14 protein-coding genes and 1 tRNA gene are annotated in these 20,406 nt (G+C 61.6%); 8 read left to right on the top strand and 7 right to left on the bottom strand.

Annotation, left to right across the window (positions count from 1 at the left end; genetic code table 11):
* Window positions 1–4: 4 nt before the first annotated feature.
* The 6 genes from DW029_RS07215 to DW029_RS07190 all read right to left on the bottom strand — a co-directional run bounded on the left by DW029_RS07215 (window position 5) and on the right by DW029_RS07190 (window position 6,568).
* Entirely contained in the window at window positions 5–388 is a 384-nt protein-coding gene (locus DW029_RS07215; protein WP_089572786.1) for a DUF1648 domain-containing protein, read from the bottom strand.
* 11 nt (window positions 389–399) lie between these two features.
* The gene (gene ychF / locus DW029_RS07210; RefSeq protein WP_035136922.1) at window positions 400–1,476 is read right to left on the bottom strand and encodes a redox-regulated ATPase YchF; all 1,077 of its coding nucleotides are present in this window, start codon (window positions 1,474–1,476) and stop codon (window positions 400–402) included.
* A gap of 114 nt (window positions 1,477–1,590) precedes the next feature.
* Entirely contained in the window at window positions 1,591–2,844 is a 1,254-nt protein-coding gene (locus tag DW029_RS07205; RefSeq protein ID WP_118345644.1) for a 4Fe-4S binding protein, read from the bottom strand.
* Between the two features lie 151 nt (window positions 2,845–2,995).
* Window positions 2,996–4,063: a glycerol dehydrogenase gene (locus DW029_RS07200; RefSeq protein ID WP_118345643.1), complete on the bottom strand. Its 1,068-nt coding sequence runs from the start codon at window positions 4,061–4,063 to the stop codon at window positions 2,996–2,998.
* A gap of 113 nt (window positions 4,064–4,176) precedes the next feature.
* Window positions 4,177–5,277 carry a glycerol dehydrogenase gene (locus tag DW029_RS07195; protein WP_117734629.1) on the bottom strand — a complete coding sequence of 367 codons (1,101 nt, stop codon included), beginning with the start codon at window positions 5,275–5,277 and terminating at the stop codon, window positions 4,177–4,179.
* A gap of 76 nt (window positions 5,278–5,353) precedes the next feature.
* Window positions 5,354–6,568, bottom strand: coding sequence for an iron-containing alcohol dehydrogenase (locus DW029_RS07190; protein WP_117734630.1), 1,215 nt, complete (start codon window positions 6,566–6,568; stop codon window positions 5,354–5,356).
* Window positions 6,569–7,068: 500 nt separating this feature from the next.
* Here DW029_RS07190 and DW029_RS07185 point away from each other — a divergent pair, with 500 nt between their 5' ends.
* From DW029_RS07185 to DW029_RS07165, 4 genes are all read left to right on the top strand, one after another.
* On the top strand, window positions 7,069–8,145 hold the full coding sequence (locus tag DW029_RS07185; RefSeq protein WP_118345642.1) for a hypothetical protein: 1,077 nt from the start codon (window positions 7,069–7,071) through the stop codon (window positions 8,143–8,145).
* Complete coding sequence (locus tag DW029_RS07180) at window positions 8,145–9,188, top strand: hypothetical protein (protein ID WP_118345641.1); 1,044 nt, start codon at window positions 8,145–8,147, stop codon at window positions 9,186–9,188. Before DW029_RS07185 ends, DW029_RS07180 begins: the two co-directional genes overlap by 1 nt.
* A gap of 45 nt (window positions 9,189–9,233) precedes the next feature.
* A complete protein-coding gene (locus tag DW029_RS11695; RefSeq protein WP_233540118.1) occupies window positions 9,234–11,411 on the top strand; it encodes a MurT ligase domain-containing protein in 2,178 nt (725 codons plus the stop codon).
* 299 nt (window positions 11,412–11,710) lie between these two features.
* Window positions 11,711–11,787 (top strand) — tRNA-Glu (locus tag DW029_RS07165).
* A 231-nt stretch (window positions 11,788–12,018) separates the two neighbouring features.
* Here DW029_RS07165 and DW029_RS07160 read toward each other — a convergent pair.
* The gene (locus tag DW029_RS07160) at window positions 12,019–14,106 is read right to left on the bottom strand and encodes a glutamine synthetase III (protein ID WP_117734633.1); all 2,088 of its coding nucleotides are present in this window, start codon (window positions 14,104–14,106) and stop codon (window positions 12,019–12,021) included.
* A 498-nt stretch (window positions 14,107–14,604) separates the two neighbouring features.
* On the opposite strand from DW029_RS07160, the gene DW029_RS07155 reads away from it, so the two are divergent.
* The 4 genes from DW029_RS07155 (at window position 14,605) to DW029_RS07140 (ending at window position 20,306) form a co-directional block, all read left to right on the top strand.
* Window positions 14,605–15,477, top strand: a complete 873-nt coding sequence (locus DW029_RS07155; protein ID WP_118345640.1) for a methylenetetrahydrofolate reductase — start codon at window positions 14,605–14,607, stop codon at window positions 15,475–15,477.
* Window positions 15,477–16,265, top strand: coding sequence for a vitamin B12 dependent-methionine synthase activation domain-containing protein (locus DW029_RS07150; protein ID WP_118345639.1), 789 nt, complete (start codon window positions 15,477–15,479; stop codon window positions 16,263–16,265). Before DW029_RS07155 ends, DW029_RS07150 begins: the two co-directional genes overlap by 1 nt.
* Before the next feature lie 9 nt (window positions 16,266–16,274).
* Window positions 16,275–18,833, top strand: a complete 2,559-nt coding sequence (locus DW029_RS07145; protein ID WP_199582588.1) for a homocysteine S-methyltransferase family protein — start codon at window positions 16,275–16,277, stop codon at window positions 18,831–18,833.
* Between the two features lie 108 nt (window positions 18,834–18,941).
* On the top strand, window positions 18,942–20,306 hold the full coding sequence (locus DW029_RS07140; protein WP_118345638.1) for a PFL family protein: 1,365 nt from the start codon (window positions 18,942–18,944) through the stop codon (window positions 20,304–20,306).
* The last annotated feature ends 100 nt before the right edge of the window (window positions 20,307–20,406 follow it).

The following is a 20,406-nucleotide window of genomic DNA, read 5'->3' as shown; positions in this document are numbered from 1 at the left end:
CAAGCTAGAAACCAAAGCCAAAGCCTGTTCCGGTAATCGCCGAGTACATAAAGTAAACGTTGATCACGTTGAGGAACACACCCGTGATGCAACCGTTTCGCAGGTAGCGCTCGCACACGATGCGCGCCATGGCGGCGGAGTCATCGTTGTTTTTAGCCTGGCGTCCTGCCGTAAAGTACGTCGCCACGCTCAGCAGTAGGTTGAGCACCGGCAGTGCCAGCAACTCGTAGCTCTTGCCCCAGCGCGTCACCTCGCCGGCTGCGTTAAACTTCGTTGCCACCTCGGGACCAATGTTGGGGATAACACACGCTGCGACCACCAGCGGAATCACCGCAAGTACGAGCAGAGCAATACCCATGTAGCCAGCTTTTTTGCCATACTTAAACATATGCGTCGTCCTTACACGTTAAAGCGGAAGTGCACGACGTCGCCATCGGCCATGACATAGTCCTTGCCCTCAATACGCAGCTTGCCGGCAGCCTTGGCGCCCTGCTCGCCGCCAAGCTCGATGTAGTCGTCATAGCCAATGACCTCGGCCTTAATAAAGCCGCGCTCAAAGTCGGTATGGATGACACCGGCAGCCTGCGGAGCGGTCGCGCCCTGACGCACCGTCCAAGCCTTGACCTCCATCTCGCCAGCCGTAAAGAACGACTGCAGGCCAAGCAGCTTGTAGGCGGCCTGCGCGAGCACGTCCAGACCGGGCTGCTCCAGGCCCAAGCTCTCCAGGTAGTCGGCAGCATCCTCGGGATCGAGCTCGGAAAGCTCAGCCTCGATCTTGGCGCAGATGGGCAGTGGCTTGACACCATCGATGGGCGCCAGGTCGTCGTTGAGCATATCCTCGTCCACGTTGGCCACATACAGGATGGGCTTCATGGTGAGCAGGAACAGGCCCTTGGCAGCGGCGCGCTCCTCGTCGGTCATCTCCATGGATGCGGCGCGCTTGCCCTCGTTGAGCCAGGCGAGCAGGCGCTTGGCGACCTCAAACTTGGGCATGAGCTCCTTGTCGCGCTTGGCCTCCTTCTCGAGCTTGGGCAACTGCTTCTCGAGCGTGCCCATGTCGGCCAGGATGAGCTCGGTCATGATGGTGTCGGCATCGCCGGCGGGATCGACGAACTCGCCGGTGCGGCCCACCTCACGCATGACGTTGGGGTCCTTAAAGTAGCGCACGACCTCGCAGATGGCGTCGGTCTCGCGGATGTTTGCCAAGAACTGGTTGCCCAGACCCTCGCCCTCGTTAGCGCCCTTCACCAGACCTGCGATGTCGACGAACTCGACCGTAGCCGGCACAATGCGACCCGGGTTGACAATGTCGGCGAGCTTTTGCAGGCGGCTATCGGGCACATCGACGATACCCACGTTGGGGTCGATCGTGGCAAACGGGTAGTTGGCGGCAAGTCCGGTCTTTTTGGTAAGCGCGGTGAACAGCGTCGACTTGCCCACGTTGGGCAGGCCCACGATACCGATGGAAAGGGACACGACAGCTCCTTTTGATACAGGTACTTCAAACTGCATAAGTATAGCGCCGCCGCAGCATCCAGGCGAACCCGGACGCCACGGCGGCGCAAATGAAGCAGAGATAGGGGTCGCTGACTAGTCTGCGAGCTTTTCCACCTGATCGAGCATCTTATCGAGCTTGGCCTTTGCCTCGGCCTTGACCTTCTCGGCCTCCTCGTGGGCCTTGGCCTTCTGAGCGGCCTTTTCCTCGGCTTCAGGGTCGACGACAACCAAGTTGGACGCATCGTGCTCGACCAGCTTGAGCGCATGTTCGGGACAAACCTTGACACAGGCGCCGCAGCCCAAACAATACGTGGACTCCAGTGCAAAGCGACCGCTTCCTACCAGGTCACAGGCAAACGTAGGGCACACGTTGACGCACTCGCTGCACGACGTGCACTTGTCAAAATCGCATTCAGGCGTGCTCACCTGCATGTTCTGGGCAAGCTCAGGGTGGTTTTGCAACGTCGAGAGCACCAGTTGGCGCCCATGCGTGAGCGAACGGCGACGCTTGGTCGTCGTGGTACCGCACATAGTGTTGAGCGTGCGCTCCAGCTGGGTGATCTGATGGCGATGGGCTTTGAGCTTCTGCGTCACCGAAGCCAGTGCCGCCGTCGCCGGATTGAGTTTGGTCACGGTCAGGCCCGTGGTACGGGCGATCTTTTCCATGTATTCCCTGCGCTCGTACTCGCGGCGCTTATGGCATTTGAGGCTCTTGGGGTCGACCTCCAGGCCCATACCCGTACCAGCCCATTCCTCGGCCTTCGCAATCGCCTCGCCCAGCATGTCCTCGCCACCGGTGTTGCGGCATTTATCGCACACGCCCAGCGGCAGATACACACTCACGTTGGGATAGTCGGCCAGTACCGAGAACCAGGTCTCGGCCGTAATATCGCCCACGCAGGCTACGACGACCTCGTTCTCGCGCGGCATGCGCTTAAGGGCACGCGTGCAGGTAACGTAGGCGGTCTCGTGGCTCGTGGCCGCCGAGACAATGTCGTCATACAGGTTTTTGGGCGCCAGGCGCGGCGAGATAATCGCCTCGGTCGGGCAGGCGGCGGCGCACAGGCCGCACTTGCGGCAGGAGTCGAGAATCTCGATGGCGTCTTCCTCGACCTCGATGGCGTCCACCGGGCACACATCCATGCACGCGGTGCAGCCGCTCTTTTCGTTTTTGCAGGTCAAGCACGGAATGGTGTTGCCGCGCGGACGTTCCTTGTAGTCGGCAGGATTCCACTGCGGCGCCGACGGATCGAGTGCATCGGTCACACCGCCAAGCGGGTTTTTAAGAAAGTCGAAACCCTTGCTGATCTCGATAATGTCATCAAACAGATCGTGTTCCTGCGCCATGCGCGGCCCCTCCCTGAGCAGTGCAAACAAGCAAGAGATAATAATACGCTATCGGTCCACGCCTCGGGCAAATTTCACGCGGCGCATCTTTGCGGCAAATAGCCCATAGCCTATCGCCGCCTCGATTGCACAAGGTCAATCAAGCGCCAAACTATGCCTCGCGCATGAGCTGCACGAGCTTTTGTTTGGTCACCTTGGCCTGCTCGTTGGCCATGTTGCGCTCGTTTCTAAAGACCGCATTTGCAACACTTTGCAGATCGGCATCGGAAATCTCGCCAAGACCCAGCTCCTCGAGCGTCGTCGGCAGACCGACGCGCTGGCAAAACTCGAGCACCTGATCAAGCTCGGGCGCACGCTCCAGGCGCAGCTGCACCACCAGGCCAAATGCCACGGCTTCGCCATGCATGGCCTTGCACTCGGGCAGGATCGTCAGACCGTTGGAGATGGCATGCGCCAACGCCAAGCCACCGCTCTCAAAACCGACGCCCGAGAGCAGAATATTGCACTCGATCAGACGCTCAACCGCCGGCGATGTACGGCCCTTTTTGAGATCGCGCTTGGCAGCGACACCGCACTCCATGAGCGTGTCGTAGCAGGTACGTGCCGCGACCAGGGCCAAGTGCCCCGGCGCGCCACCGTGCTCGTTGGCGCCGTGCGCCGCGGCGCACGAACGCGCTTCGAAGTACGTTGCCAGCGCATCGCCCATACCAGCAACCGTCATGCGCAGTGGGGCCGCTGCGACCACGTTGGTATCGACCACGACCAGGTCTGGATTCTTCTCGAGCATCAGGTAACGGTCGAACGACCCATCCTCGTGATACAGCACCGAAATCGCGCTGCACGGACCATCCATCGAGGCCGCCGTGGGGCATACGCACAACGGCAGCTCGGCATAAAACGCTACTGCCTTGGCGATATCGAGCATCTTGCCGCCGCCAATACCCACCACCATGTCGCAATACTCAGCCTGGGCTTCCTTAGCCATTTTTACAACGGCCTCTTCCGTACACGGACCGTCATAAATCTTAAAGAACGGCTCACTCAGATCGTCGTCCAGAAATCCATCGACAATCTGCCTGCACAGCCGATCCTCGGTGCCCTGGTCAAACAAGACATAGGCAGCACAACCCAACCATGACAAATACCTGCCCTGACGCGAAAGTTCGCCCGGCCCTTGAACATACCGGCCGGGACCGCCATAAACCATGGGAAGCGCCATACGAGAATCCGCCCTTCATCAAACAACGATTGGTGCAAAGTAACCTGCCCCCTTTGCACCATAGCAAAAAGGGGCAAAGCCATCTGCTGGCTTTGCCCCTTCCTTAGCTTGATTTACTCATCCATAAGGTAGTAGTGGCCCAGCGCGTCGGCACCCAGGATGGCGTTTGCGACCATCTCGGGCGTCACCTCAAACGGCATGTTGCACATGGTGTCATCGGGCGCGCAGGCGGCCTCGGCAACAATCATGGCCTGCTCGCGCGTAAGCTCGGCAACGCCAAGTTCCTTCATCGTGACCGGCAGGCCCAGCTCAATGCAGAAGCCCAAGACTTCCTCGAGCTTCTCGGTCGGGGCATCCTCGAGTACCAGCTGAACGATGGTGCCGAAGGCGACCTTCTCGCCGTGATACATGCCGTGGCACTCGGGCAGCATCGTCAGACCATTGTGGATGGCATGGGCAGCAGCAAGGCCCGAGCTCTCAAAGCCAATGCCCGAAAGCAGCGTGTTTGCCTCGATGATGTGCTCGACGGCAGGCGTGAGCGCACCCTTCTCCAGCGCAACCTTGGCCTTGACGCCATCGGCCATAAGCGTCTCGTAGCAGAGCTTGGCGAGCGCCAGGCCGGCCATTCCGCCCTTGCCGCCGGCGCAGGTGCCGCCGTCGGCATCGTGCGTTGCCTGGGCCTCGAAATAGGTTGCGAGCGCATCGCCCATACCGGAAACCGTCAGGCGCACCGGGCTCGCCGCGATAACCGTCGTATCCATAAGGACAATGTTGGGGTTTGCCTTAAGGAAGAGATATTTATCGAACTGGCCGTCGTCGGTGTAGAGCACCGAAAGTGCCGAGCACGGTGCATCGGTCGAGGCGATGGTGGGGCAAATGATAACCGGGGACTCCAGGTAATAGGCGACGGCCTTCGCGGTGTCGAGGATCTTGCCGCCACCGACGCCGACGATGATGTCACAACCGTTGTCGCGAGCGAGCGCAACCAGGCGATCGACCTCGCCCTTGGAGCACTCGCCGTTAAAGTCCTCAAACAGCAGCTCGGCCTTAGCCTCGGCAAAACCGCCCTCAATCTTGGCGCCGACACGTTTCTTGCCCGAAGGCGTCACGATGACGAGGGCCTTGCCGCCGAGCGGCTCAACGTAGGAGCCGAGCTTTGCAAGCTCATCGGGACCCTGGATATACTTGCTGGGGCTATTGAAAATTGCAGCCATGTTAATCCCAATCTCTAAAGAAAAAGGGCTCCGCACAGCTGTGTGCGGAGCCCCTCATCAGAACAAGGCGAACTGATTAGAACGTAACCGGGGTGTCGGTGTAGACGCACTCGAGCAGCTGCTCCATCTCCTCCTGGGACGGCTGGCGCGGGTTGGAGCCCGTGCAGGCGTCGAGGATGGCGTTAGCGGCAACGTCGTGCTTCTTGGCCTCGAACTCATCGTAATCGATGATGGACTCGTCGGCCTTCACGCCCTTGGCACCGTAGTTCTTGATGCCCTGCGGGATATCGAGCTTGTCGTTGAGGTCGCGGATCTCCTGAACCAGAGCCTCGACCAGCTCGTCCTCGGTCTCGCCGGCGAGATGCAGGATCTCCTTGGCGATGAAAGCGTAGCGGCTCTTGGCGCGAGCATCCTTGGCGTTGAACTGGATAACCTTGCCCAGGTACATGGCGTTGGCGCAACCGTGGATGATATGATCGCCGGAGAAGGCGGCACCGGTCTTGTGAGCCATGGAGTGGACGATGCCCAGCAGACCCGAGGAGAAGGCGATGCCGGCGATGCACTGAGCGTCATGCATGTGCTGACGAGCCTCATGATCGCCAGCATAGGACTTGGGCAGCCACTCGACGATTTCGCGGATGGCGTGCAGGGCGTTGGCGTCGGTGTACATGGAGCCGGCAGTGGAGACATAGGCCTCGATGGCATGGGTCAAAGCGTCCATACCGGTGTGAGCGCACAGCTTGGCAGGCATGGTGTAGGTGAGCTCGGGGTCGACGATGGCGACATCAGGGGTGATGTTGAAGTCGGCCAGCGGGTACTTGATGCCCTTGGCGTAGTCAGTGATGACGGAGAACGCGGTGACCTCGGTAGCGGTACCGGAGGTAGAGGAGATGGCGCAGAAGTGAGCCTTCTGACGGAGCTCGGGGAAGGAGAACGGGACGACGGCCTCCTCGAAGGTCTCCTCGGGATACTCGTAGAACAGCCACATAGCCTTAGCGGCATCGATGGGCGAGCCGCCGCCAATGGCGACAATCCAGTCGGGCTCGAACTCGCGCATGGCCTCGGCGCCCTTCATGACCGTCTCGACGGACGGGTCGGACTCGACGCCCTCGAACAGCTTGACCTCGAAACCGGCCTCCTTAAGGTCGGCCTCGACGTCCTGCAGAAAACCGCCGCGACGCATGGAGCCGCCGCCGCTCACGATGATGGCCTTGCTGCCCTTGAGGTTCTTGACCTCGTGACGAGCGCCCTCACCAAAGTACAGATCGCGAGGATTGGTAAAACGTCCCATACTGTGCCTCCTAAACAAGCCCCTCTTAGACTTGCGTATATAACGGAGCACCCGATTGGCTCCGTTAGGACCATTTTGCGCGTTGCCGGCGATGACAATGCGCAATGTCTAAACGTCTCAACGCTCAGACAAACACTATTTTACCGTTCTGGTTGGTCAGTTATTCACCTAAAGCCGCCAATGATGAGACGTTTTTTCTATCCCTGAAGACCCTTGTGCGGCATCCATACTCCCAAGCTGGGCAAACGTTTTATCAAGGTTGACTACATATCCCGGGCAGGACTGTGCCCCTCCAAAATATGCACCGTTCGCCGCCAAAAATCGACCGTTTGCGGCACCGTGATACCACTCGGTCGTCCAAGGTGCCGACATTTGTGTGACATCCGTCTTCGTGGTGCAAAGGTGCAAGCCCAAGTGCGGCACCCCCGGTGTGCCACATGCGGGTAAACTAGAACCTTATATAGAGATATTTGAACCCTAACCGCAGCAAAGGAGGCCCCATGGCATTCGATCCCATTCAAGAGGATTGCCATCGCCTCGTTCTTGAGGCCTTGCGCCGCGACAATATCCCGCTCACCGACGGCCCCGCCGTCGAGCGTCTGATGGAGCAATTCACCCGCAACCCCGCGCCGCTCATCGTGCACGACCGCGACCGCGCCGGGCATCTGATTGCCAAGGTGGTCGAGGCCGTCGACTACCGCATTCCCTTTATCCCTGACGATGCCCAGGCAGAGCAGGAAGAGGCAGCTGCCGAGAACATGCTTCGCGAGGCGGCCGCACTCGATCCGGCCAACTGGGATGCCCAGCGCATGCTGACGGCACTCACCGCCGACTCCAACGAGGACTACGTGCAGTATCTGGTGTCCAAGTGCGACGAGGTGGAGCACGATCTGGCACTCAAGATCGCCTCGGCGCAAGACCCCTACGAGCGTGAGGCTGCAGGCGACCTGACCCGCCGTCCCTACCTGCGCTGGCTTGCCGCCTTAGCATCGCGCGCGCTCATTAGCGGCCGTTACCGCATGTCACTGGAGGCAGCGAATCGCAGCTTGGACTTTGCGCCCAACGACCCCGCAGGTGTCCGCCACACCGCGATGCTCGCCATGGCAAAGCTCGAATACCCCGTCGAGGAGCTCAAGCGCTTTCGCTCCGCCCACTCCGTCCCCTATCTCGCCAACACGCCGCTGCGCCGTCGTCCCAAGGACGCGGAGCGCGACTTAGACCCGTGGACGCTCATCGCGCTGATGAGCGCGGCCTGGCGCGAGCTGGACTACGAGGGTGCCGAGCACTACCTGCGCATTCTTGCACGCTCGTGCCCCCACGCCGCCGAGGCGCTCTACTTCCAAACCGAGTTTCCCGATGGCGTCTATGCCCGCGTCAACGTGGGCGTGGGCTCCACCGATGAGCTCGTCCTTGCACTGTCCGAGGCGACGCCGGTGCTGCAGGAGGGCCTGGGCGCTCCCGACAACGCCAGCTTTGCCGCCTGGGTCGCCACCAGCGACATCGTGCGTTCCCAGATCGACGAGCGCATCCTGCGCGCAGCCGAGCAGGGGCTTCCATTTAAGGGAGGGGACCTCTAATGGATCCAAGCGTCTACATCCCCGCCTACTTGGAGCGCACCTATCTGGCGTCGCACCCCGAGCTCACCGATGCAGCACGCGAGCTTGTCCATAACGACATTAGCGCGAATCCCCAAAAGTATGCGCAGTCCGAGCATGCCCAGGCACTGCTGTCCTATGCCGGTGTTCACTGCCACCTGCTCGACGAGCTCCATCGCATCGAGGACATGGGCAGCGACGAGGAGTTTGAGCAGACGCGCAACCGCCTGTTCGACGATATGCGCGATGAGCTGCTCAAGATCGTCCGTATCGATGCGTATGTCTTCGATGCCCAGCTGCTCGCCATCATTTTGGCGGACACGCCCGTCGACGCCTGTCTGGGCGACCTGCTGAAGCTCGAAGCGACCACGGCCGATTACTTGCAGCAAAGCGTGCCCGGGTTCGACATGGAGGCCCCGCACTACTGGGCCAACAAAGTTTTGACGGACGGTGTGACGGCGACAGAGCTCACCGTGAGCGAGCCGGCGCTTATCGGGTGGCTCCACACGCTCGAGGCCATCTCGCAGCTGTGCATGGCGAGCGCTCGCTACCGTGCTGCCGCCAACTACGCCCGCCGCGTCCTTAAGGCAGAAGGCTATCCCACCCGAGCTGCCGGCACCGTGTTGCTCGCCCTCGCTCGCCTGGAAGACCAGGACGGCTTTTTTGCCCTGGCTCACCAGCTCGAGGAACAGGTGGGGGCCGATGCACTCGAGAACTCCCCCTGGTACCTGCTCGCCCGCACGATCCTCTTGTTCAAAACGAACAAGATGCGTCCGGCGGCGCGTGCGCTGCGTGAGTTCGCTAACCGCTGCGAGGGCGGCGCGTTCTTCTTGCTGAATCCCATGTACCAGACACCGTACCTTCCCTGCCGACCCGAGCCACGCGATCCCTGGGATCTTTCGCACCAGGCCGTTTGGGAAGCGGACGGCATTATCTCGGACACCCCCGACTTTGCCCCCTGGGCCAATGCCTGCGAAGACGTGTCGCAGCTTGCCCAGGAATTTGCGCGCCGCTACGGATTTTAGTGACGCACTCGACCCGACCATGTCGTTTACGTTAGGAACGGTTTCATGAACCTCCGCTCATCTCTTGCCTGCACCTCGAGCGATATCGCTCGCTGGGGACTGCGCTCCGTCCTTAAGCGCCAGGGCGGCGTACTCCCCGGCCGCATCGCCATGAAGATCGACCCCGAGTTGCTGAGCGACCTCGCGGGCCTTGTCGACCGCAGCGTAGTGATCACCGGCACCAACGGCAAGACCACCACCTCCAACCTCATCGCCGACGTCGTTGCTGCCAGCGGTGCTACCGTGGTATGCAACCGCGCCGGCAACAACATGGAGCCGGGCGTGGTGGGCGCGCTGCTCGAGGCCCGCGGCGACCTTAAGCACACTGCCAGCGGCAAGCGCGTGGGCGTTTTTGAGTGCGATGAGCTTTACACCGTACGCGTTCTGCCCAAGCTCAAGCCGACGTACTTTGTGCTGCTCAACCTGTTCCGCGACCAGCTAGACCGCTACGGCGAGATCGACCATACCCAAGACGTCATCGCCCATGCGTTGGAGCTCTCTCCGGCAACAACGCTCATCTACAACGCCGACGACCCGCTGTGTGCCGCGATTGCCGCGCGCGTTCCCAATGCAAGCATCGCCTTTGGCATCGACGGCGCCACCAACACCGAGTCCGACCGCATTAGCGACTCACGTTTTTGCTCACAGTGCAACGCACCGTTGGAGTACGACTATGTGCAGTACGGGCAACTTGGCGCCTATCATTGCCCCTCGTGCGGCTGGGCCCGCCCTGGGCTTGTCCGTCGCGTGACGGGCGTGGAGCTCGGCTGCGACGGCTACGGCTTTGACCTGGTCTTTGGATCTGCGCCCGACGCTGCTGCCGTACACATCGCCACGCGCTACAACGGCCTGTACATGGTCTATAACGTTGCCGCCGCCTTCTTTACCGCGCACGAATTGGGCGTGGACGCGGCGCTTCTGCAGCCTACGCTCGATGCCTATGTGCCCGCCGGTGGTCGTATGGGGCGCTGGGATATCGCCGGCCGCACCGTCGAGGCCAACCTGGCTAAGAATCCCGTAGGCTTCGATCGCCAGATCCAGTCCATCAAGACGGCCGGCGGCAGACTCTGCGCTTTCTTCCTCAACGACAACGATGCCGACGGCCACGATGTATCGTGGATCTACGACGTCGACTTTGAGCGCATCGCCGACACAACGGGGCTTGTCGCCTTTGCCGGAGGCACACGCGCGCACGACATGCAGGTGCGCCTCAAGTACGCCGGCATCGATGCCGCGATTATCTCGGACGTCGCGCAGGCAATTGGCGCCGTGGCAGACGAGGCCGCCGATGACACCTTCTACGCCGTCGCCAACTACACGGCCTTTCCACCGCTGGTCAAGGAGCTCGACGGACTTAAAGACACCGATGCGGCTACGGTTGCCGCCCACGCTGCAAAGTGCACCAATGGCAGTGCCGTCCCCGTTGGCGTCGCGCCAGTCGAGCTCTCGCGCCCGCTGCGCATCGTCTACCTGTATCCCGATGCCCTCAACCTCTATGGCGACGGCGGCAACGTCATCGCCCTCGAGCGCCGCTGCGCCTGGCGCGGCATCCCCGTCCGCGTGGATGAGGTCCGCATGGGCGAGGTGCTCGATCTGCATCATGCCGATATCGTCATGATGGGCGGCGGATCCGATCGCGACCAGCTAGCCGTGGCACACGAGCTGCTCGCCCAAAAAGACAAGGTCGCAGCCTATGTTGAGGACGGCGGTTCGCTGCTCGCCATCTGCGGCAGCTATCAGCTGCTCGGCCGTTCGTACTATATGGGCGAAAATCGCATCGAGGGCCTGGGCGTCATTGCCGCCGAGACTGTGCGTGGCTCCGACCGCCTGATCGGCAACGTCGCCGTCAAGACCGACCTGGCGCCCGAGCCCTTTGTTGGCTTCGAGAACCACGGCGGCCGCACGCTTTTGGACGCCGATGCCACGCCGCTTGGAACGTCCGTCGTCACGGGCACCGGCAACAACGGCGACGATGGCTTTGAGGGTCTCATCTACAAGGGTGTCATCGGCACGTACCTACACGGACCGGCACTGCCCAAGAACCCCGAGCTCGCCGACTGGCTCATCGCCCACGCCCTCGAGCGCCGTGGCGACGCACAGGCCGCCGCCCTGCTGCCGCTCAAACCCCTCGACGACACCTACGAGCACGCCGCCCACGACGCCGCGATGAAGCTCCTCCCCTAGCACCCCACCACCACAAAGGGGACAGGCACCTTTGTGGTGGTTTTGACCCGTCCCAGCGGTTTGTCTCAATCTGTAACATCTAGACCGTTAAAAGTCGTCTTACTGTTACAGAATGAGATGTTCGTCCCGACGCCTGCCTTTTGTCTCGATCTGTAACACATAGAGCCGATTTATCAGCCCAGATGTTACAGATTGAGATGTTTGAAAATCGGGATAGAGAGCCAGCTCCTATGTGGTGGTTTTCCAGTTTGCCAACGATATACGCGCCGGCAAAAAAGTCTGCTATACTCTTTCCCGCTGTCCCCATCGTCTAGCGGCCAAGGACGCCACCCTTTCAAGGTGGATATCGCGGGTTCGAATCCCGCTGGGGGCACCATTTGCATTTTGTTCGAACCCGCGCGATGTTAAGTCGTGCGGGTTCGTTTTTCATCTTGGCCTGTTTTCGTTTCGGCACATGTGCGCCAAATGTGCGCCAAAACAGGTTACATCTTTTGAGATGCCTCACACGAAACGCTTGCCCGGCAGCACGTCCATAATAGATCTGAGCAGCAAAAAAGGGGCCTCGCACAGGCGAGACCCCCTTCGCGCGCAAAATCAAACGTGTCTGTTACACGTAGAACAGAATGTCATCGTAGGTCGGAACCGGCCAGTAGTCGGCAGCCACGATCTCTTCCATGGCGTCCACGGCGGCACGCAGCGTATCCATAGCGGGAACAACCTCGTGAGCGTACACGTTGGCCTGCTCCTGGCCATCGAGGGCCTCGGCCTTCTGATGCACGGCGTCGAGCGCCTTGATGGAGTCGTTGATGGTAGTGATGCCGTTGCAGAGCTTGTTGAGCGTGTTCTGCTCACACTGCATGGCGGCCTCGGCGCCGGCGGCACGGATAGCCTCAAGGCCCTTAGCGACCTTGGTGGCATAGGCGGTAATGACCGGGCGATAGGTACGGCGTGCCTCGCGAACCATCGTGGTGGCCTCGATGTTCATGAGCTTGTTGTACTTCTCGAGCTTGCAGTCGTAGCGGCACTGAGCCTCGGCCTTGGTCAGGACACCCGTCTCCTCAAAGAGCGCAATGGCCTTATCGGAAACAAAGGCGGGCAGGGCATCGGCCGTGGTCTTGTTGTTGGCAAGGCCGCGCTTCTCGGCCTCAACGGGCCACTCATCGGAGTAGCCGTCGCCAGAGAACAGGATGCGCTGGTGATCGGTCAGGACCTTCTTGCAGTACTCGAGCGCGGCGTCCTGGAACTTATCCTCGGGCGTGCCCTCAAGCGCGTCGGCGAAGGACTTGAGCGACTTGGCCACGGCGGCATCGAGCACCAGGTTGGAGTCGGAGACGTTCTGCTCGGAGCCGCAGGCACGGAACTCGAACTTGTTGCCGGTGAAGGCAAACGGGGAGGTGCGGTTGCGATCGGTGTTGTCCTGCATCAGCTTGGGCAGGGTATCGGCGCCCAGGTCGAGCACGCCGCGCGTGGCATGGACGGAAGCCTTGCCATCGATGATCTTCTCGACAACCTCGGTAAGCTGGTCACCCAGGAAGATGGACATAATCGCCGGAGGAGCCTCGTTGGCGCCCAGACGATGGTCATTGCCGGCCGAGGCAACAGAGGCACGCAGGAGCTCCTGATAGTTATCGACGGCCTCGATCACCGCGGTGAGGAAGACGATGAACTGCAGGTTGTCGAGCGGGGTGTCACCCGGATCGAGCAGATTCTCGGACTCGGTGCCGAGCGACCAGTTGTTGTGCTTGCCCGAACCGTTGATGCCCTCGAACGGCTTCTCGTGCAGCAGGCAGACCAGGTCGTGGCGGGAGGCGATGAGCTTCATCTTCTCCATCATGACCAAGTTCTGGTCGATGGCCTCGTTGACCTCACCGTAGACGGGGGCGAGCTCATGCTGGCAGGGAGCGACCTCGTTGTGCTTGGTCTTGGCGGGAATGCCGAGCGCCCACAGCTCGTCGTCCAGATCCTTCATATAGGCCGAGACGGTGGGGCGGATAGCGCCAAAATAGTGCTCCTCGAGTTCCTGGCCCTTGCAGGGGGCAGCACCAAAGAGGGTGCGGCCGGTGATGACCAGGTCCTTGCGCTTGCGGTAGGCGTCCTTCTTGATCAGGAAGTACTCTTGCTCGTCACCCACGGAAGGAACGACTTTCTTTGGCGTCTTGCCGAACAGCGCCAAAACGCGCTTGGACTCACGCGAGAGCGCGGTCATGGAGCGCAGCAGCGGGGTCTTCTTGTCCAGGGCCTCGCCCGTGTAGGAGCAGAAAGCCGTGGGGATGCACAGGACATCGTCCTTGATAAAGGCGGGGCTGGTGGGATCCCAAGCGGTGTAGCCACGGGCCTCGAAGGTGGCGCGCAGGCCGCCGTTGGGGAAGCTGGAGGCATCGGGCTCGCCCTGGATGAGGTTCTTGCCCGTAAACTTGGTAATGGCGGTGCCGTCGTGGTTAGGCTCGAGGAAGCTGTCGTGCTTCTCGGAAGTGATGCCCGAAAGCGGCTGGAACCAGTGCGCGTAGTGCGTAGCACCCTTGGAGATGGCCCAGACCTTCATGGCATGGGCAACGGCGTTGGCCACATCCAGGTCGAGCGGCTCACCGCCCTCGAGGGTTGCAGCAAGGCGCTTCCAAATGTCCTTGGGGAGGCAGTCCTTCATGACTTCCTCAGAGAACACCATGGTCCCGAAGCGGTCAGTAAGTTCGGCCATACGGAACTCCCTTCGTATCGGCACCGCGTGAGAAGCGGTGTTGATTACTAACGAACGAGCCTTAGCTTAGACTCGCCGTGTTTCCGCGACATTACCGTTATGTTGCTGTCACGAAACCAATCAATGAGGTTACAGCAACACAGGATTATTACCACCCTCAACAGCCAACGAACTGCATAAATTGCAGACCTCCCCGCATGGTTTAAGGGTAGTCTTTTTGGGACGGGGCTTTTTTAGCTACCCATCCGGTATCTTCGAAGCTCAAGGCAATATTTGACATAGGGTAGCTAAAAATGCCCCGTCCCAAAAAGACTACCCTGGGCAGCTGGTTGATGGGCATAGAGGCACGTCCCAAATGAGCTACGTTGTTATAGGGAATGACGATAGCGAAGCATCTTCGATTGGTATTCCCAAATGGCAAGTAAAACTCCAGCGTGGCGCAGCGGTGCTGTAGAATCCTTACAACACATCGCACTAAAGTATCTAAAGGAGCACGATATGCGCGTCGACGAGGTTTTTAAGCAGGCGGCATCCCTGGGCACCGTGCCCGTTTCGTTTGAGATGTTCCCGCCCAAGGGCGAGCTCACCCTCGATACGGCTCGCAAGGTGGCAGGCAGTCTGTGCAAGCTTTCGCCGAGCTTTGTCTCGGTCACCTGCTCTGCCGGCGGCTCGGGCAACGGCGCCACCACCGCCCCCATCGCGCATATGATTACGAGCGAATTCGATACGCCCTCGGTGGCACACCTCACCTGCATCGGCCGCACGCATGCCGATATCGCCGCCAAGATCGATGAGTACCGCACCGCCGGCGTGAATAACATCCTGGCACTGCGTGGCGATCTCCCTGCCGGCGCGACCGAGGACGACAAGCCCGCCTCCGAATACGCCTACGCCCGCGACCTCATCCCCGAGCTCGTCGACGCCGGCTTTTGCGTGGGCGCCGCGGCCTACCCCGAGGGCCACATTGCCTGCGAGGACCTCAGCCTCTCGGTCGAATACCTCAAGCAAAAGCAGGACTCCGGCGCAAGCTTCTTTGTGACGCAACTTTTCTTTGATAATGAGTGCTTCTACCGCTTCCGCGAGCTTGCCGATAAAGCGGGCATCACGGTGCCCATCACCGCGGGCATCATGCCGTTTATGAGCAAGTCCCAGATCAGCCGCATGGTCTTTATGTGCGGAGCGTCGCTGCCCTCCCCCGTCATCAAGATTCTCGCCAAGTACGAGAACGACCCCGAGAGCCTGCGGGCAGCCGGTGTAGAGTATGCCACCCGCCAGCTTTGCGACCTCAAAGAGCACGGTGCCGACGGTCTGCACCTGTACACTATGAATCGTCCTGCGATCGCCGCGACCATTATGGAGCGCCTAGGGTAATGGAAAAACCGCACATCGATACAACCACTGTCGAAGTGCCGGCTGACCTTGCGTCGCCGGCGCTTTACCGTATCGACACTGCCCATCATCCCCGAGTCGACCGTGCCGAGATGCTGCGCTATCTGGGCTACGGCGGTCAGCAGATTGAGCCTGAACTGTCACGACGAATTGAGCTTGTGGTCGAGCGCCTAGAACTGGACATTGAGCCCCGTGGCGTGCGATGCGTGTTTGCCGTCGATGCCACGGGCGTCGACGAGCAGGGTGAGCCCTGCATCCGCTTGGTTGGCACGAACGTTGAGCTGCGGGGTCGCGATATCTATCGACATCTCAAAGACGCCCGCTTTGCCGCGCTCATGGCATGCACCCTCGGCATGGACGCCGAGCGTCGTCTGCGCACCACGGGAGCCCAGCAACCCCTGGAGGGGGCAGTGCTCGACGCCGCGTGCTCTGCCTATGTGGAAGCCGCCGTCGAGCAGATGGACCAGCAAGTCAAGACCGCGGCGGCCGCACACGGACTCGCCGGTAACTGGCGCTTCAGTCCCGGCTACGGCGACTGCCCGCTTACGGCACAGCGCTCGATCGTAAATGTGCTCAACGCCACACGGCTCATCGGGCTTACCGTCACACCTACCAGCCTGCTCATGCCCACCAAGAGCGTGACCGCGGTGATCGGTCTGTTTGACGGCGAGGTCCACGACGCCCAGAGCCGCCCCACCTGCACTATCTGCCGCATGCGTGAGCACTGCCGCTTCCGCGCCGCCCACACCACCTGCTATTCCAGCCATTAGGAGCCATCGATGTTTACTCCGCTTATCACTCATGATTCTGACGGTACTGCGCTGGCGGCACCTGTCAATACTGCGCGCTGTAACGGCGCCGCGTACAAGACGCGCACGATCGACGACCTGCACATTAAGGATGAACGCCTGCGTGCGGCCATCGAGGGCACGGGGCACCTGCTGTTTGACGGCGGCATGGGCACCATGTTGCAGGCCGCCGGCATGAAGGCGGGCGCTCTGCCCGAGCTGCTCAACTTTGAGGAGCCCCAGGTTATCACCGATATCCAACGTCAATATGTCGAGGCTGGCTGTGACGTAATCACCGCCAACACCTTTGGCGCCAACGCCCACAAGCTCGACGGTGCTGCCACCGTGGCAGACGTCTTTGCCGCGGCCGTCACCTGCGCCCGCGAGGCCGGCGCCCGCTACGTCGCCGGCGACATCGGCCCCATCGGCGCCCTGCTGCGCCCCCTGGGCACCCTCAGCTTTGACGAGGCCTACGACCTCTTTGCCGAGGAAGTGCACGCCGGCGTCGCTGCGGGCGTCGACCTCTTTATTATCGAGACTATGACCGACCTGGCCGAGATCAAGGCGGCAGTCCTCGCCTGCCGCGAGAACTCCGACCTGCCCGTCTTTGCCACCATGACCTTTGAGGAAGACGGACGCACCTTCCTGGGCACGAGCCCCGAGGTGGCCGCCATCACGCTCGACGCCATCGGCGCCGACGTTTTGGGCATCAACTGCAGTCAGGGACCGGCCGAGCTCCGCGGGCTCGCCGAACGCATGCTCACCGTTACCGACAAGCCCGTTATGGTGCAGGCCAATGCGGGACTCCCCCGCGTGGACGACAACGGCAACACCGTCTTTGATGTCCAGGCCCCCGAGTACGCCGAGGCCGTCGCCGGCATGATCGAGGACGGCGTGAGCGTCGTGGGCGGTTGCTGCGGTACCACGCCCACGCACATGGCGGCACTTCGCACCCTCATCGACAACCACACGCCCAGCTCGCGTCACCGCAAGCCCAGCATGTCGGTCACGAGCGCCCAGACCGTGGTGGACCTTCCCTGTGACGGCCACAAGATCGCCGTCATCGGCGAGCGCATCAATCCCACCGGCAAAAAGCGCCTACAGCAAGCGCTGCGCGACGGCGACCTGGACTACGTCGTGAGCCAGGGCATCAGCCAGCAGGAGCAGGGCGCCGACATCCTGGACGTCAACGTGGGCCTGCCCGAGATCGACGAGGTCAAGATTATCCAACAGGCCACCGAGCAGCTCCAAGGCTCCACGCTGCTGCCGCTGCAGATCGACTCCACCGATCCCGCCGCCGTCGAGGCCGCCGTACGCCGCTATGCCGGCAAGCCCATCATCAACTCCGTCAACGGCAAGCAGCAGATCATGAATGAGATCTTTCCGCTGGTCGCCCACTACGGCACCAATGTCGTCGGCCTCACGCTCGACGAAGGCGGCATCCCCGATACCGCCGAGGCTCGCTTCGCCATCGCCGAGCGCATCGTGGCCGAGGCCGCCCGCTACGGCATCGGACCGGACCGCATCCTCATCGACTGCCTGGTCATGACCGCCTCAACCAACCAGCGCCAGGCCGAGCAGATCCTGCGCGCCATGTCCCTGTGCAAGGAGCGCCTGGGCGTCAAATGCGCGCTCGGCGTGTCGAACATCAGCTTTGGCCTGCCCGCGCGGCCGCTCCTGGGTTCGGTCTTTTTGGCTGCCGCCTTTGGCGCTGGCCTGGACGCCCCCATCATGAACCCGGGTTCCAAGCGCTTTATGGATACCGTCTACAGCTATCGCGTCTTGAGCGTTGAGGACGAGGGCTCGACCGGATACATCGAGCGCTACGCCGGCTGGACCGATCCGTACAAGATCGCCGCGAACCCGGCGGCGGCCCAGGCGGTATCGACCGACGCTGCGCCCGCTGTTGGCACCGCCGGCACCGACGGCAACGACGACCCGATTCGTCGCATGGTCGTCTCGGGCCGCAAAGGCGAGATCGCCGCCGAGACCGAGCGTCTGCTGGCAGACCACGACGCCATGGACCTCATCAACAATCACTTTATCCCCGCCCTCGACGAGGTTGGCGTCCTCTTTGACCAGGGCAAGTTCTTCTTGCCGCAGCTTATGGCCTCGGCCGAGGCCGCACGCGTGGGCTTCGACACCATCAAGCGCCTGATGCCCGCCGGCGAGATTGCCGACAAGGGCAAGATCTGCGTGGCCACCGTCAAGGGCGACATCCACGATATTGGCAAAAACATCGTTAAGATGCTGCTCGACAACTACGGATACACCGTCTTTGACCTGGGCCGCGACGTCGATCCGCAGGAGGTACTCAAGACCGTCAAGAAGCGCGATATCAAACTCGTCGGCCTCTCGGCGCTTATGACCACCACCGTCGTGGCCATGGAAGAGACCATCAAGCTGCTTCATGCCGAGGTGCCGGACGTCAAGATCATCGTAGGCGGCGCCGTACTCACCCCCGAATACGCCAAGCAGATCGGCGCGGACTACTACGCCAAGGACGCCGCCGAAAGCGCCCGTATCGCCGAAAAGGTCTTTGGGCGGTAACACAACGGAAACAACCCCGCACCAAAACGTGCCGCACGCGCCACTTGGCACGTGCGGCACGTTAGAATAGAAAAGACTATGCTCGTTTTGGCAGATAGGAGCGCAAGGATGGCGATCACGCCCGCAGAAATCGCGGAAACCCGCGGCATGGTTGAGGAGCAGAACCTCGACATCAGGACCATCACCATGGGTGTTTCGCTCATGGGTTGCGGTGACGAGAACCTCGACCGCATGTGCACGAAGATCTACGACCACGTGACGCACACGGCTGAACATCTGGTCGAGACCGCCGAGAACCTCGAGCGCGAGTACGGTATCCCCATCGTCAACAAGCGCGTTTCCGTCACCCCGGTGGCGCAGATCGCCGCGTGCTGCAAGGATGAGGACCTCACCCCCATCGCGCATGCCCTCGACCGCGCGGCAGAGACGCTCGGCATCGATTACCTGGGCGGCTTCTCCGCACTCGTCCAGAAGGGCATCGGCGACGCCGACCGCCGCGTCATCCAGTCAATCCCCCAGGCGCTCGCTACCACCAGCCGCGTCTGCTCCAGCGTCAACGTCGCTAGCCTGCGCGCCGGTATCAACATGGATGCCGTGCTCATGGCCGGCCAGACCATCATCGACGCCGCCAAGCTCACGGCCGACCAGGATTCCGTTGGCGCCTCCAAGTTTGTCTGCTTTGCCAACATGGTCGAGGACTCCCCGTTTATGGCGGGCGCCGTCCACGGCGGTGGCGAGGCCGACGCCGTCATCAACGTAGGCGTCTCGGGCCCCGGCGTTATGGCCGCAGCCCTGGAGACGCTGCCCGATTCCGCATCGATGATGGAGGTCGCCGAGAAGATTAAGCAGACCGCCTTTAAGATCACCCGCGCCGGCGAGCTCATGAGCCGCGAGGCCGCCCATCGTCTGGGTGTCGAGAAAGGCATTGTCGACCTGTCGCTGGCTCCCACGCCTGCCATCGGCGACTCCGTCGCGCGCATCCTCGAGATCATCGGCGTGGGCACCTGCGGTGGCCCGGGCACGACCTGCGCGCTCGCCATGCTCAATGATGCCGTCAAGAAGGGCGGCGTCATGGCCAGCTCCAGCGTGGGTGGTCTCTCCGGCGCTTTCATCCCCGTGTCCGAGGATGCCGGCATGATCGCCGCCGTCGAGGCCGGTGCGCTTTCGCTCGAGAAGCTCGAGGCCATGACCTGCGTGTGCTCCGTCGGCCTGGACATGATCGCTATCCCCGGCGACACCCCGGTCGAGACCATCGCCGGCATCATCGCCGACGAGATGGCCATCGGCGTCATCAACAACAAGACCACGGCCGTCCGCGTGATTCCCGCCATTGGCAAGGGCGTGGGCGACTGCGTCGAGTACGGCGGCCTGTTCGGCCGTGCACCCATCATGCCGGTGAACCCCAACGCCGGCACCGTGCTTGCCCATCGCGGTGGACGCTTCCCGGCACCGCTGAACTCGCTGAAGAACTAGCTGAGGGGTTCGGGCGAGGAGCCCCGGGGAGGGCAAATATATAAGGTCGCCTGCTCGAACAGTCCTGACTCGCACGGAGAGCACATTAAGTGCTCTCCGG

Source organism: Collinsella sp. AF38-3AC, from assembly GCF_003474365.1.
Classification (GTDB): domain Bacteria; phylum Actinomycetota; class Coriobacteriia; order Coriobacteriales; family Coriobacteriaceae; genus Collinsella.
This window is presented reverse-complemented; position numbering and strand designations above follow the sequence as displayed.